Origin of the sequence: Microcoleus sp. B4-C2 (genome assembly GCF_036705265.1) — a bacterium.
Classification (GTDB): domain Bacteria; phylum Cyanobacteriota; class Cyanobacteriia; order Cyanobacteriales; family Microcoleaceae; genus Microcoleus.
Genome location: NZ_JAUBUB010000050.1, coordinates 1 through 14,014, shown reverse-complemented (window position 1 = coordinate 14,014; position 14,014 = coordinate 1). Strand labels below are relative to the sequence as shown.

Annotated in this window: 13 protein-coding genes; 7 read left to right on the top strand and 6 right to left on the bottom strand. The window is 46.2% G+C overall.

Features of this window, described 5'->3' with window-relative positions:
- Positions 1 to 17: 17 nt before the first annotated feature.
- The 3 genes from QUB20_RS15915 to QUB20_RS15905 form a co-directional block, all read right to left on the bottom strand.
- Complete coding sequence (locus QUB20_RS15915) at positions 18 to 353, bottom strand: XisI protein (RefSeq protein ID WP_333247976.1); 336 nt, start codon at positions 351 to 353, stop codon at positions 18 to 20.
- Entirely contained in the window at positions 341 to 757 is a 417-nt protein-coding gene (locus tag QUB20_RS15910; protein ID WP_333247974.1) for a XisH family protein, read from the bottom strand. Before QUB20_RS15910 ends, QUB20_RS15915 begins: the two co-directional genes overlap by 13 nt.
- A gap of 85 nt (positions 758 to 842) precedes the next feature.
- Positions 843 to 2,372: a phenylacetate--CoA ligase family protein gene (locus QUB20_RS15905; protein WP_333247973.1), complete on the bottom strand. Its 1,530-nt coding sequence runs from the start codon at positions 2,370 to 2,372 to the stop codon at positions 843 to 845.
- 302 nt (positions 2,373 to 2,674) lie between these two features.
- On the opposite strand from QUB20_RS15905, the gene QUB20_RS15900 reads away from it, so the two are divergent.
- The 4 genes from QUB20_RS15900 (at position 2,675) to QUB20_RS15885 (ending at position 8,105) form a co-directional block, all read left to right on the top strand.
- Positions 2,675 to 4,579, top strand: coding sequence for a serine/threonine-protein kinase (locus tag QUB20_RS15900; RefSeq protein ID WP_333247971.1), 1,905 nt, complete (start codon positions 2,675 to 2,677; stop codon positions 4,577 to 4,579).
- Between the two features lie 222 nt (positions 4,580 to 4,801).
- The gene (locus tag QUB20_RS15895) at positions 4,802 to 5,071 is read left to right on the top strand and encodes a hypothetical protein (RefSeq protein WP_333052807.1); all 270 of its coding nucleotides are present in this window, start codon (positions 4,802 to 4,804) and stop codon (positions 5,069 to 5,071) included.
- Positions 5,072 to 5,782: 711 nt separating this feature from the next.
- The gene (locus QUB20_RS15890) at positions 5,783 to 7,126 is read left to right on the top strand and encodes an EAL domain-containing response regulator (RefSeq protein WP_333052809.1); all 1,344 of its coding nucleotides are present in this window, start codon (positions 5,783 to 5,785) and stop codon (positions 7,124 to 7,126) included.
- 202 nt (positions 7,127 to 7,328) lie between these two features.
- Positions 7,329 to 8,105 (top strand): response regulator, encoded by a 777-nt coding sequence (locus tag QUB20_RS15885; RefSeq protein ID WP_445243023.1) that lies wholly within the window; start codon positions 7,329 to 7,331, stop codon positions 8,103 to 8,105.
- Between the two features lie 101 nt (positions 8,106 to 8,206).
- On the opposite strand, the gene QUB20_RS15880 is transcribed toward QUB20_RS15885, so the two are convergent.
- Together QUB20_RS15880 and QUB20_RS15875 are read right to left on the bottom strand one after the other, a co-directional pair.
- Entirely contained in the window at positions 8,207 to 8,932 is a 726-nt protein-coding gene (locus QUB20_RS15880; protein WP_333247692.1) for a pentapeptide repeat-containing protein, read from the bottom strand.
- A 191-nt stretch (positions 8,933 to 9,123) separates the two neighbouring features.
- Positions 9,124 to 10,323: a phosphoglycerate kinase gene (locus QUB20_RS15875; protein WP_333052811.1), complete on the bottom strand. Its 1,200-nt coding sequence runs from the start codon at positions 10,321 to 10,323 to the stop codon at positions 9,124 to 9,126.
- 183 nt (positions 10,324 to 10,506) lie between these two features.
- Here QUB20_RS15875 and QUB20_RS15870 point away from each other — a divergent pair, with 183 nt between their 5' ends.
- Together QUB20_RS15870 and ylqF are read left to right on the top strand one after the other, a co-directional pair.
- Entirely contained in the window at positions 10,507 to 10,920 is a 414-nt protein-coding gene (locus QUB20_RS15870) for a universal stress protein (RefSeq protein WP_333052813.1), read from the top strand.
- A gap of 267 nt (positions 10,921 to 11,187) precedes the next feature.
- Entirely contained in the window at positions 11,188 to 12,054 is an 867-nt protein-coding gene (gene ylqF / locus QUB20_RS15865) for a ribosome biogenesis GTPase YlqF (RefSeq protein ID WP_333247694.1), read from the top strand.
- 7 nt (positions 12,055 to 12,061) lie between these two features.
- Here ylqF and QUB20_RS15860 read toward each other — a convergent pair whose 3' ends face one another.
- The gene (locus QUB20_RS15860; RefSeq protein ID WP_333241280.1) at positions 12,062 to 12,877 is read right to left on the bottom strand and encodes an MOSC N-terminal beta barrel domain-containing protein; all 816 of its coding nucleotides are present in this window, start codon (positions 12,875 to 12,877) and stop codon (positions 12,062 to 12,064) included.
- Positions 12,878 to 13,109: 232 nt separating this feature from the next.
- Here QUB20_RS15860 and QUB20_RS15855 point away from each other — a divergent pair, with 232 nt between their 5' ends.
- Positions 13,110 to 13,835 (top strand): carbonic anhydrase, encoded by a 726-nt coding sequence (locus QUB20_RS15855; RefSeq protein ID WP_333212395.1) that lies wholly within the window; start codon positions 13,110 to 13,112, stop codon positions 13,833 to 13,835.
- Positions 13,836 to 14,014 lie beyond the last annotated feature (179 nt).

Here is a 14,014-nt window from a genome sequence, read left to right as displayed (position 1 = left end):
CTGTATTGTAAGCTGGTTTAGGCGATCGCATATCCCGTATGCTGCCGAACGTGATACGGATGAAACCCTAAAACTATCTGGTCTTTAGGCACTCCTAATTCTACAAGTTCTGCGGTAATTCCCGTTTCTATACCATCTTGTTGAATCCAGATTTTGCCGTCGATAATTTCCACATGAACGATACAATCGTGAATTCTTTTAGGCCCTTGCCAGCCATCGTGCATTAGTAAAAAATTGTTTTGTTCGCCGTCAACAATAACGCTGCTTTTAATTTCTCCGTGTCCGTAAGAAATCTGGGCATAACTCTCTAAGATTTTCTGAATAAATAGGCGATATTCATCTAGTCTATCCATCTGACAATTATCTCCTTTGATGAATCAAAAACAATTAATTTTAGTCTTTTTTTTTGCAACAAAAGTTGCCCCAGTGGCTCAGAGAAAATATCTAGATAAACTTCTTCCCGAACAGCCAGATATATATTACGTTCTGGTTCCGAAAGCTCTAGGATATCTTCGTAGACAATATACTGTCCCAGAGCTTCTTCTAAGTCCTTAACGGGTGAAGCACTCAAAAAACTTTTTACTTCTACAGCAATTTTGCGACCTTGCTTTTCGGCAGCCAGTATTTTTTCTGCACCCAAATCGATGAAGAGTGAACGATCGCCAATTTCTAAGGTTAACCGATCGTTTGTTATCGTCCAGCCGTCTTTTTCTAGAGCTGTTCTGACAGTATTGTGGTAGATGTCTTTTGCTGGCATATTCTAAGATGAACCATCAAATGTCAGCCTAATTATAGAATAACACAAGACTTTTGAAAACGGATAACTCATCAATTCAAACTACTTATTGCCGCGTGTATCGGTGCTTCACCCCAATCGGAAAATACTCCGCATCGCCCGTCTCCGTTAATGTCACCACAGGTAACTGATATTCTGGCGGCACATAATTAGCAAATTCGCTGTTTAGCCGCCGCAATTGCGCGAGAATTGAAGATGCGATCGCCTGCTGCATCTCCTCATCGCCCTCCACCCCCGCTGCTAATTCCACAACCACCGATAAAAACCGATTTTGATCCGAATCCTCCTTGACTTGCAGTACAAATTTTCCCGTCACCCATTCCCGAATCTTGGGAACTTCTAAACCTACGGTGACATTTTCCGGGTAAATCTTAGCACCGAAGTAGGAAACGGTAAAGTGCGATCGCCCAAATACATAGACAAATGGCAAGCAGCGAATTCCTCTGGGGAAATCAGAAACTTTCATAGCTGCTGCTTGCTGCAAACTTGCCACAGGGTTAAATCCCCATTCCGCCAAAAAATTGAGCATTGCTTCGTAAGAAATTAAACCGCCATTATCCGAGATGTGATAGCGTATTAGCGGGATGCCGTTGTCGCCCGAAAATAACAACGTGCCGTCATCATTCACTTCAAAAAAGCGGCTTTTCGGATCGTACTGTACCAGCGTTGGCAACCGCGATTCCCCGAATAAATTGCGTGCTGCTTCGGGATTTTTTGCTAAAAAGCGACGGATGCAAATGCTCAGCGGTGTCTCGTTGCCCAAAACGCCCGCATCGGCAGTACCGTAAAGGCTCGCAGAGTTGTAATATAGATTGTCAGAATTAGTGCGATCGCTCACCAAACTCCGCCATTCTTCGCTAAACACTTCCCCCGCAAACACCATCTTAATTCGATATTTTTGCCACTCCACACCCCCAGCAATTCCGCTATCAATCACATCTTTGATAAACGGCGGATATCCCAACAAAACTACTTGCTCAAAATGCTCCCCAAGTTCCTGCACAACTCGGAATATTTCAGTCTTATTATTCCCAGGTGTCACAACTGTAACTGGATAGCCCTTACTCGCTAGATAGCGGCAGCAATTTGCCGTGTACATTCCGCCTACCCAAGTTCCCAACGGAAAGCAAATCACAGCTAAAGTTGAGCGATTGTCGGCGTAAAAACTGTCGTGAAATATTTGTTCAAAACGAGCGGCAATTTGCAACTCATCGCTGATAAAACGTGGCCAAAATGTCGGGTTTCCTGTGGAACCAGATGAAACAGCAATGAAATCGCAAGTTTCTAATTTGCCCTGGTGACACAACTGAGGTAGCGGGTGACAGCGTAAATAATTCTCTTTGGTAATTAGCGGCAATTTTTGGAAGTCTTCAAAGGTTTGAATTGAGGTGGGATTGATGTTATGTTCAGCTAGGAAAGTCTGGTAAGCTGGTACTGTGGCCGCGACTTTTTGAAAAAGCGCCATCGCCCCGGATTCGGCAACTCGATTCTGCTGGTGTTTCAATCGTTCCTCAAGTGGCGCTCTCAAAAACTCTTCAAACGCCCCAATTGCTCGCTGACGCTGTTCTGGCTGCATGATTGGCTCCTTAAAATGGGTATTTTGCACCTCGATCGCTCAAAATTCAATTAGTAGCGCTAACACCCGATCGCACATTGGGCTGGACACTAAAAATTTGAACACATTTTGAGGTCGATCGAAAATATGGCGCAGTAAATAAACTTCCATACCACGAAACCGCTCTTTTCACAATAACCACAGGGGATAGCCAAGCTGCCGATCGACTAATAAACACTGACACACTATGGCAAGATTAATTCAGCGATCGCCCAAAACTCCCAGTCTCAGTCAAGCGTGAAAATCCGACGCAGCAAGTTCCCATGAACAATCCCATCTACCCTGGCATAACTCTCAACAACCATTACCGCATCGTCCGCGAATTGGGACACGGAGGCTTCGGGCGCACCTACCTCGCTGAAGATGCCCACCGATTTAACGAACCCTGCGTTTTAAAAGAATTTGCGCCCCAAGTACATGGAAGTTACGCTTTACAAAAATCCGAGGAACTGTTCGAGCGGGAAGCGGGAGTGCTCTACAAGCTGCAACACAATCAAATCCCGCGCTTCCGCGAACTTTTCCGCGTCAGTATCAGCGATCGAGGCTACCTATTTCTCGTCCAAGACTACGTACCCGGCCAAACCTACCGCTTTCTGCTCGACGCCCGCAAGCGTCAGGGTTTGCGGTTTATAGAAGCAGAAATCAATCAATTGCTGCTGCAGATTTTGCCCCTGCTCGAATACATTCACTCTCTAGGAGTGATTCACCGCGACATCTCCCCGGACAACCTGATTCTGCGGAGTTCTGACGGGATGCCCGTGCTGATCGACTTTGGCGGAGTAAAACAAGTCGCCGCCACCGTAGAGTCTCTTTTCGCTGAGGCTAACGGCACTCTCGCCCCCGCGACTCGCATCGGCAAGCTCGGCTATGCTCCCGTCGAACAGATGCAGATGGGCATCGTCTCTCCCCACAGCGATTTGTACGCTCTGGCGGCCACGGTTTTGGTGTTGCTGACGGGGAAGGAACCGCATCAATTGCTCGACAGCCATACCCTGAATTGGAACTGGCGATCGGAATGTTCTCTGTCTCCGAATTTGTCCCTGGTGCTGGATAAAATGCTTGCTCAGCAGCCGAGCCAGCGTTACTCCTCGGCTCGCGAGGTAATGCTCGCTCTCTCCGGCAATCCGCCTTTACAGCCACCTTTGCCAGCAGCCCCGGATTTTGGGATGACGCAGCCGCCGGATTTCTCGCCGATACCCGTGCCCGCCCCCGCGCCAAAACTGCCGGGAACTCCGGTGCGAATTGCTGCTATTGGCAATCAGCAAAAGATGCCTGCTTGGAAAATGGTTTTGTTCGTGGTGGCGGTGCTCTTAAGCATGGGGGGAGTTGGCTGGTTTGCGGGCAATTCTTTGTTAAATCTGCAATCAAAAGTGCAGAAAGTTCCCCAGCCTCCAAACCCGAAGCAGCAGCAAGAAGATGCTTTGCAAGATCGGTTTGTCAAGCTCAAAATTGACGATCGATTCTATAGCGGTTACGTCAACCTTGTGGACGAGACTTTCTATGCCAAATACCCGGAATTGGGGGGACGATTGTTAAAAGAAGGCGATGACGATCGCCAATGGCGCGAAAGGTGGCAGAAAATCGGCGACGAGTTGCTCGACAAGCTGGAAAATCTCAGCAGCGACGCTAGAGCACGGTTGGGCACTTACGACACCACTGATATCGATCGCTGGAAAACAGAGGTTAACAAGCTGAATTTGAGCAGTCGGGCTTTGTACGATTTGGCTGATGCGAGGTTCTTTTATTGGTTTCCACAACAGCCGCGCGATCGCAATCTCATTGGTTTGCCGATCGGACAAATTTGGCAAGCAATTACCGCCGACGAACTCGAAGCCTTACAAGCTGGAGCAACTGTCGAAAGCGTCGAATTTGACCGCCTATCGAAGAGCAAAAGCCTCACAGGCAATCTCAAACCCGGAGAAGGGAAAGCTTACATTGCCAGGTTGGCTCAAAATCAAACTTTGCGCGTGAATTTGCAAGCACCGCGCAAATCTACGCTACTGTCAATTTATACTCCAGGGCGGACAAAGGGCGCGCGAGCTTTGCTGGAAGATGCAGAAGGGCTGAGTTGGTCGGGATTGCTGGATGATACTGGTTTTTATGAATTTGTGGTAGTTTCTCAAGCATCTGAGCCGATCGCTTACGAGTTGAATCTGACGGCAGAATAACTGCTATTGACAATCAAGCATCCAGGATACAAGCTCCCGGATTCATCCGTCCAGAAATAAAACACCTGTATCCGATAAAGGAGCCCCCGAATTGATCCGTGGGGTCGCCTCTAAAATCTAAAATCTAAAATCTAAAATCTAAAATCGATTGACGCTCTCTATCCACCCAGGCAATAATAAGGTAATACCAATCAGATAAGTTGTCGGGTTCAAACAAAGAATATGCTGAGATTCGCGATCGTAGCTTTAGTGACTTTGGGATTAGTATTGGTGACTGCACTAGGTTTACATCCGGCCAATGCGACAGTCAGCACTCCCGAATTTTATGCTTGGAACTTTGCCTCTGTAGGCAGTAGCGAGCTGGTTTGTAAAAAGACCAGGGTAGTTCCGCGAGACCTGATAATTCCGTCATCATCCATGCACGCTGTCAGTATCACTTCTGCAATTGTAGATGAAAAATTTTGCGCCAATTCCACTAAGCCTGTGAATTAAGGCCGTGGATAATAGGATTTCCGGTTAGAGAACCATAGGAATGAGAATTAAATAACTTCCACTCTTGAAAGTGGGATGGGCGTCCCGCCCGTCCAAAAAAGACGGGCGGGACGCCCATCCCACAATAACAATTAAAATTGTAAGTTATTTAATTCGCGATCCATAGTTAAGTTATCCCTTAGTCGATTTTAGATTTTAGATTTTAGATTTACTTCACAGATGAATCTGGGAGATTGAACCTTAATCTAAAATTTTGATCTCTCCACGACTGTTGTCTGAAAGCAAGTATCTTTGTTTGGATGAATCAGGATGCAGCATCCTGATTCATCCATTGAGAGAAAACTCTAGTTTTTCAGTAAAAACACGGGCTAATTATCAACAATTAACCGGACATCATATAAGTGATAGCCTGAGTAATTTCCGCCATCGGCGCACTGAAACTGTTCGCTAATTTTTTTTATGAGAAATATTGCTAATTTTGTCATAAAAGTTTATCAAAGGAGTCGGGTGCAGCCCTTTTCTGCTGTTGAAAGAGAGCGAGATATTCCCAATTTCGGCAGTTCTTTGATTGTGACTTAAGAACCGAGGGAAAATATTCAGCCATTTGGCTAATCATTTATTGGCTAATTGGCCCAATTACTAATTCCCTAGTTTGAGTATGCTAGAGTTAGTCAGGTTCAGATATATAGTGCCATCTGTTATCTAAGTATCATGCTCAAAATTTTGGTGATTGAAGACGACGAATTAATCCGGGAAACTCTTCTGCAACTCCTGGAATCTCACAGCTACCGGGTCATTGCGGCCGAGAACGGTCGAGTTGGAGTGCAGATGGCACTTTCGGAGATACCGGATTTAATTTTGTGCGATGTGCAGATGCCGGAACTCGACGGTTATGACGTGTTGCGGACTCTGCGGCAAAACTCGCTAGCTGCAACAATTCCATTTATTTTCCTCACGGCTCAAAGTGACAAAACCGATTTTCGTCGCGGGATGGAATTGGGAGCCGACGATTACCTGACAAAGCCGTTTACCAAGGCTGAATTGCTGGGGGCCATTGCTTCTCGCGTCTTGAAACGGCAAACTATTACTCAACCGCTGACAGTCGCGCTTCACCAAGCAGAAGCCAGACTCAAAGATTTAGTTAACGACTCCACCAAGGTTACGACTCTCTCTCCTGAAAAGTTTGCTCTCGAAGCTTTGCTGCGCCACGCTTTGGCACAAGGTGAGTTTCAGGTATATTATCAGCCGCAGGTGAATATTGCGACAGGCCAAGTTATCGGTGCCGAAGCTTTAGTGCGCTGGCAAAATCCCGATCGAGGTATAATTTCTCCCTGCGAATTTATTCCCTTAGCAGAAGAAACAGGTTTAATTATTCAGATTGGCGAGTGGGTACTGCTTTCAGCTTGCGCTCAAGCCGCTAGTTGGCTGGCGGCGGGGTTTTCGCCCTTTACAATATCAGTAAACTTGTCGGCCCGGCAGTTGTCCGACCCGGAACTCAAGGCGCGAATCGTCCAAATATTGGAAACTACAGGTTTAGAGCCTGCTAATTTAGAATTAGAAATGACCGAAAGCGCTTTGGTGGAAAATGCGACAGTAGCAGGCGCTACTTTAAACCAACTAAAAGCTCTAGGAATTCGGATTGCTATTGACGACTTCGGCACCGGTTACGCTACTTTAGGATATCTTAAGCAATTTGCTTTTGACAGTTTAAAGATCGATCGAATTTTCGTCCGTAATGCCAACGAAGATCCTCAAAATGCTGCTATTACTACAGCAGTAATTTTACTGGGTCACAGTTTGAATATGACCGTAATTGCTGAGGGAGTGGAAACAGAAGCAGAACTAGATTTTTTGAAACAACATCAGTGCGATATCATGCAGGGGTATCTGTTCAGTCGCCCCGAACCAGCAGCGATAATTGAAAGTATGTTGGTTGCCGCCCCGAGTTTGTTCGGGCCGCCCTCAGCAGCACCTGGTCGCGTTGTCCCTTTTGTACCTGTGTCCGAACCAGAAAAATCTAAAAACCTTTCAATGTCGCGTCTAGGGATAGTATAAGTGTCACTAAGATTTCTGTTTAATAGGGTAAAATTATTTCTTTTACCTTCTATTTTCTGCAGAAAAGTGGACGCTTCCTCATAAAAATTTGTAGCTTTTGATGATAGGCGAGTCAAAGAAGGAGATTGTTCCCCATATTGCTCTACTGCTTCCCCTTTTATGCGCTAGGCGCCCCTAATCGGACGATTTGAGAAAGTGTGGCGTGTTGAAATTGCGAGCCTTTATCAAGTTGCAGGAGGTAAACTCAATTAAGTTCCTACTTTGGGACTGGCAGTTTCAAAAACTGTCCAACTGGAATTGGTGCAAGCCTGTCATGGAAAGAATATTAGTGGTGGACGACGAAGCAGACTGTCAAACAGTCTTAGCAATGTACCTGGAAAGTCAAGGATATCGGGTGGAATGCGCTAATTCAGGGGTGGAGGCGCTCTCGATTTTTGAAAATGCCCCCCCAGATTTGGTAATTTCAGATGTCATGATGCCGGAAATGGACGGGTTTGAGTTTTGTCGCCGTTTGAGAACTACCCGTTTGGGACAATTAGTCCCCTTTATATTTTTGTCGGGTCAAGGCGAGTTGGAGTCAAAAGTTGAAGGTCATGCGATCGGCGGTGACGATTATCTGGTAAAACCTTTTCAGTCTGAAGAAATCTTAGCCAAGGTAAAAGCGCAGTTAGAGCGCTCTCACCGCATTCACGCCGAAATTGTCCGACTGCTGCAAACTTCTAGCGGTAGGGCGGTGGAACCACAATTTGTGGCAGTATTGCCACCACCTGCACCTTTGCCTTTAACACCAGCCGAAGAAAGAGTTTTTTGGGAGGTTATCCAGGGTTATACTAACAAACAAATTAGCGATCGGCTGTTTATTAGCCCCCGGACTGTGCAAGCTCATTTAGGCAGCATTTTCAGCAAATTACAGTTAGAAAATCGTGCTCAGCTTGTGAGATTTGCCCTAGAAAGAGGATACAAACCACCTCAAACTTAGCTCGGAGTTCAACCTAGGGTGCGCCAGCCAGGGGATTTTAGATTTTAGATTTTAGATTTTAGATTTACTCTACAGATTCATCTGGGAGCTAAAACTAGAGTCTAAAATTTTTCTTCCACATTCAAAACACAATAAGGATAATTAGTTATCACACAAACCCCTGGTCCCAAATTCGTACCCCGGAAGTTTGCCCGTTCCAAATCACCCTGCCGCACATTATTCGCCGCATCAATATTTGTCCCGGCCAACTGAGCCCCAGGAAGCCTAGTATTTGACAAAATAGCATTCTGCAAATTAGTATCCCGCACATCCGCGAAAGACATATCCGCCCCGCTTAAATTCGCGCGATTCAAATTAACTCTAAACAGCAGCGAACGTCTCAAATCGGCATTAGACAAATTAGCTTGCAGCAGATAAGCTTCGCCCAGATTCGCATTAAAAAGTTTAGCTCCGCGCAAATCCGCACTCGTCAGATTCGCTCGCCCCAAAAAAGCATTAGACAAATCCGCATTTCGCAGATTAGCACCATTCAATTCAGCCCCGTACATCTCCGCATTAACTAAGTTAGCATTTGCCAAATTAGCATCACTTAAATCCGCTTCCAGCAAATTAGCTTCATAGAGATTTGCTCCGCTTAAATCCGCTCCTCTTAAATTAGCTCTGTACAAGCTAGCCTTGAACAAATCAGCATTTCTCAAGTCACAGCCTTCGCACTCTTTAGTTTCCAGCAATTGCCTAACATGATCGGGATTTTGAGCTTGAACGGGAGCTGCCAGCCCAAACAAAGCTAAACTTGCCGCTACAGTTGCCAAGAGTTTAAGTTTCACAAACAAACCTCACTGCTACTTCAAACAAATTATACTAGCAAACTATAGACTTAAAACCGATATCCTTCTCTCTTTTCTCTTCCTCTGCGTTCTCTGCGCCCTCTGCGGTAAATATTCAAAAAAATGATTCGCAGCCAAAGATATAGACCTGCTTCCAGCAAGGCGGGCAAAGCCCGCCCTACTTAACTTAATTAAGCTTCATCTAAAGCAGCAACACCAGGCAATTCCTTACCTTCGAGCAGCTCCAAACTAGCACCGCCACCAGTAGAAATGTGGCTCATTTGTTCGCCTAAATTCAACTGTTCCACAGCCGCCACCGAGTCACCACCACCGATAATTGTGGTAGTACCAGTTTTAGTAAGTCCAGCCAAAGAATGAGCAATACCTTCAGTTCCCACAGCAAACTTCTCCATCTCAAACACGCCCATCGGCCCGTTCCAGATGACAGTTTTGCAATCGGCCAAAGCATCTTGGAAAGTTTTTACTGAATCCGGGCCGATATCCAAACCCATCCAACCGTCAGGGATGCTTTCAACAGGGACAGTTTGAGTGTTAGCATCAGCAGCAAACTTGTCAGCAACTACCACATCAGTAGGTAACAGAAAAGCAACTCCCCGTTCCTTCGCCTTAGCTTCCAAAGACTTAGCCAGTTCAAGCTTGTCATCTTCCACCAAAGACTTGCCCACGTTCAAGCCGCGAGCTTTGTAGAAGGTGAAAACCATGCCACCGCCCAACAGCAGTTTGTCGCACTTTTCGAGCAGTTTTTCAATGACTCCAATCTTGCTGGAAACCTTAGAACCGCCGATTATAGCAGCCAAAGGACGCTGAGGATTGTCGATCGCACTGCCGAGATATTGCAGTTCCTTCTCCATCAAAAACCCAGCCACAGAAGGACTCAGATACTTAGTAACGCCCTCAGTAGAAGCGTGAGCCCGGTGAGCAGTACCAAAAGCATCATTGACATACAAATCGGCCACAGAAGCTAACTTCTTAGCAAATTCTGGGTCGTTTGCCTCCTCCTCTGGGTAGAAGCGGACATTTTCCAGCAACAGCACATCGCCATCTTGCATCGCGGCGACTGTAGCAGCGACTTCATCACCGATGCAGTCGTCAGTCTTTTTGACCTCTTTGCCCAACAATTCCGACAGGCGCACAGCAACCGGCGTCAAGCGCAACTTCTCCGTCACACCCTTGGGACGGCCGAAGTGGCTGCACAAAATCACCTTAGCGCCCTTGGACGCTAAATCTTGAATTGTCGGCAGAGCCGCCCGGATGCGAGTATCATCGGTGATATTGCCGTTGTCGAGCGGCACGTTAAAGTCCGCCCGCACCAATACCCGTTTGCCCGATAAGTCCGATGCCGATAAATTTGCTACAGTTTTTTTTGTCACAGGATTAACCTCCTAATATGTGTGTTTTTGTCGAATTCCGTTGAAATGGCGGCACTGGTAACTTGCACCCCGGCCTCGGACGCATTCAACCGCGCCCGTACAAAAAACGGAAGATGGAACAAACGGCACTGATTGGCTTAACCTAAACATTTTATCGGAGTCCGTGTCCCGGAGATGTGCAGTATGTTCAAGACAGTCTTATTTCCTGTAGATCAAAGCCGAGAAGCCCGCGAAGCTGCCGAAAAGGTTGTCAATATTGTGAAAACCTACGGTGCTCGTTTAGTTATTCTGTCGGTAGTCGAACCCCCCGCCGAGGAGGGCGACGCCCCACCGTCAGAGGTGATGACTTCCCCCGAAGCAGTCGCCAAACTTCTTTCTGAGGCCCAATCGATGTTTTCCCAGCAGGGAATTGAAGCTGAAATCATCGAACGGGAAGGCAAACCTGCTTTCACGATTTGCGATGTGGCTGACGAAATTGGGGCCGATTTGATTGTGATGGGCTGTCGGGGGATGGGTTTAACCGATGATGGGGCGTCTGACAGCGTTACCAATCGGGTGATCAATCTGTCTCCTTGTGCAGTTTTGATTGTGCCTTAGTTATTAGTCATTAGTTATTAGTCATTAGTTATTAGTCATTAGTCACGTGTTATATCGTGTCCGACTAAATAAACCTAGATTCTGTAGGGGCGGGTTCACCCGTATCTATTATGTAAATCCAGGGTATGCGTAAACCCGCCCTGACACAGCGACTAATGGCTAATGACTGGTGGCTAATGGCTGCTGACTAATGACTGGTGGCTAATGACTGCTGACTAATGACTGCTGACTAATGACTGCTGACTAATGACTAATAACTAATAACTAATGAAAATTCACTGGTATCCCGGTCACATTGCGAAAGCTGAACGGGCATTAAAAGAACAGCTAAAGCGGGTAGATGTGGTACTCGAAGTCCGAGATGCCCGCATTCCCTTGGCTACTTATCACCCCCAAATGCCGAGTTGGGTGGGCGGCAAGCCGCGAGTATTGGTCGTCAACCGCATGGATATGATTACGCCTCGATCGCGCGAGGCGTGGGAAACATGGTTTGAGTCCCAGGGGGAAACTGCATATTTTACTAATGCCGAGCACGGTCACGGAGTACATGATGTGGCGGATGCGGTGCAGAATGCTGGGGTGCAGCTAAATCAAAGAAGGTTCGATCGAGGTATGCTGCCCCGTCCAGTCAGGGCAGTGGTAATGGGATTTCCCAATGTCGGAAAATCGGCTTTAATTAATCGGTTGTTAGGGAAGAGAGTGGTGGACAGTGCCCGCAGAGCTGGAGTAACTAAATCGCTGCGATGGATTCGCATTTCTGACGAAATTGAATTATTAGACGCCCCCGGAGTGATCCCAACCCGAATTAACAATCAAGAAAATGCCATAAAATTAGCTATTTGCGAAGATATTGGCGAAGCAGCTTACGACAATCAGGTAGTAGCAGCAGCGATGGTAGATTTGCTCCAAGGGCTGGAGGCGACTGATGACACGTTGATATCACTATCTGGTTTCAAATCCAGGTATAAATTAGATGCAGCCTCTAGTAATGGTGAAGATTATCTGCACGAGGTAGCAAAAGACAGGTATAAAGGAGATGTCGAACGAACGGCGCGGCAGATGTTAAACGATTTTAGAACTGGTGTTTTAGGTCAACTTACTTTGGAGTTGCCGCCTGCTCGATCGGACTCATAACCTACAACTAATCAGAAATGGTATTAAATAGGGATTTGCTGACGGTGATAATTTGAACTTCGTCTCCTATATGTAATATTTTTTCTGCTGGTTGAGGTGCGAGCCGCGTGTTAACTATCAGCCGACTAAAGTGATTTAAATGCCCTTTTTTTACCAAGTCAGGCATAATTTCCTTCTGCTTGGCTGTTAGTATATTTTTAAAATTTAGATCGCTTGCTTGCGCCGCATAATTTTGCGTAGATAGGATACAGGGATGACCGGGATTAATAGCTTCAAATATTACAGTCCCTATTTTAAACCTCACAATTTCATCGGCTTGTGGTAAAAGTTGGTCTTCCCAAAAAGCCGGGACATCTCCTATTTCAATATTAGCTCGCAAGCGATGGCGCATCTCGTTAACGCAAACTCTCGGAAACCAAGATGCAACTTCGGCAATTGTTTCGGTACTGATAATGCTTGGCCCTGGTGCAGCGGTATTGTCTGGAAAACCTGTCAGCAAGTTTTCAATTAATTTGACAGGGAAACCGAAGTAGTTGCTCAACCAACATTCTATTGCCAAGCGTTCTCTATCTACATGAAAAAATATTTCTTGTTCGGTGCCTTGAATTTTCAGACCGGCAATTCTTTTTTTGAGGTCAAAAGATAAGCGTAGAAAACGGACTCCGCTGTTGTGCTTAGTGTTAACCAATTCTCCTGCTGCATCGCAGATTGCAAAAGAGCGATCGCCTTCTAGAGCTCCGCTGGCTAGAATAGTTGCTTGACTGACTGCTATGCCGTCAAGGGACTTTACCGGATAGATATGAATGCTGGCGACGTAGGACATTTCGATCCATTGATAAATAATTGTCGTTTTAGATACATTCTAGCATCCCTGTCCGCAGAAGGATGACTGCCGTTGACTTTACTAAATAAAATAGGAATGAAATAAAAATGGGCTACTTTTTTGAAGTTTATATTGTGCCGGAGCAGCTTGTAAAGAAAAATCAAAGAAGTCTGGCTGAGCTTGTGGTATATCTTAGGGTATAAATAGAAAAAATTGAACCGAGTTACAAACAATGAATGAAAGCGAAAGTAGAAGCATGATTTCGCGACGGAATTTAATGCTGAGGGCTGGTGCAGGGATGCTGGCGGCCAGCTTGGCACCTGCGTTTTTACAAGCCGAAGCAGCAAAGGCAGAGGCAATCTCTGACCTTACTCCTACTGACATTACTCCTAACAGTGCTCTTAAGAAATTAATGGAGGGTAATGAACGCTACATTGAGCAAAAACGGACATTTCCCGACCAAGCTCGATCGCGAGTTGTAGAAGTAGCACAGGGTCAACATCCGTTTGCAACCATCCTGGCTTGTTCTGATTCGCGCGTTGCTCCCGAAATTATTTTCGACCAAGGATTAGGCGACTTATTTGATATTCGAGTTGCTGGAAATTTTCTCGACGATGTGGTTCTCGGGAATATAGAATATGCCACCTTAGAATTAGGCGTGCCACTATTAGTAATTCTGGGTCACGAACGCTGCGGTGCTGTCAAAGCAGCTTTAGATGGTAAAGCTGTGCCGGGTCACATTAGCACTTTGGTGGCGGCGATTAAACCTGCAGTTGATTCGACCAAAGGTCAAACAGGCGATGCCTGGGATAACGCAGTCAGAGCTAACGTGAAAATGAATGTAAATAAGTTACAATCCTCGTCGCCTATTTTAGCGGAAGCAGTCAAAGCGGGCAAGCTTAAAGTTGTTGGGGGCCGCTACGATTTGGATAGCGGCAAAGTAGAGATAATTTCTTGATTTTGCTGGTAATTGTTACAGTTTGTAGGGGTAATGCCCCCGTGCTTACCCCGTCCGGTTCGAGGGGCAACCGGGCGTGGGATTGCCCCTACAAATTATTTGGTAAGGAATGAGAATTAAATAACTTCCACTCTTGAAAGTGGGATGGGCGTCCCGCCCGTCCTTTTTGGACGGGCGGG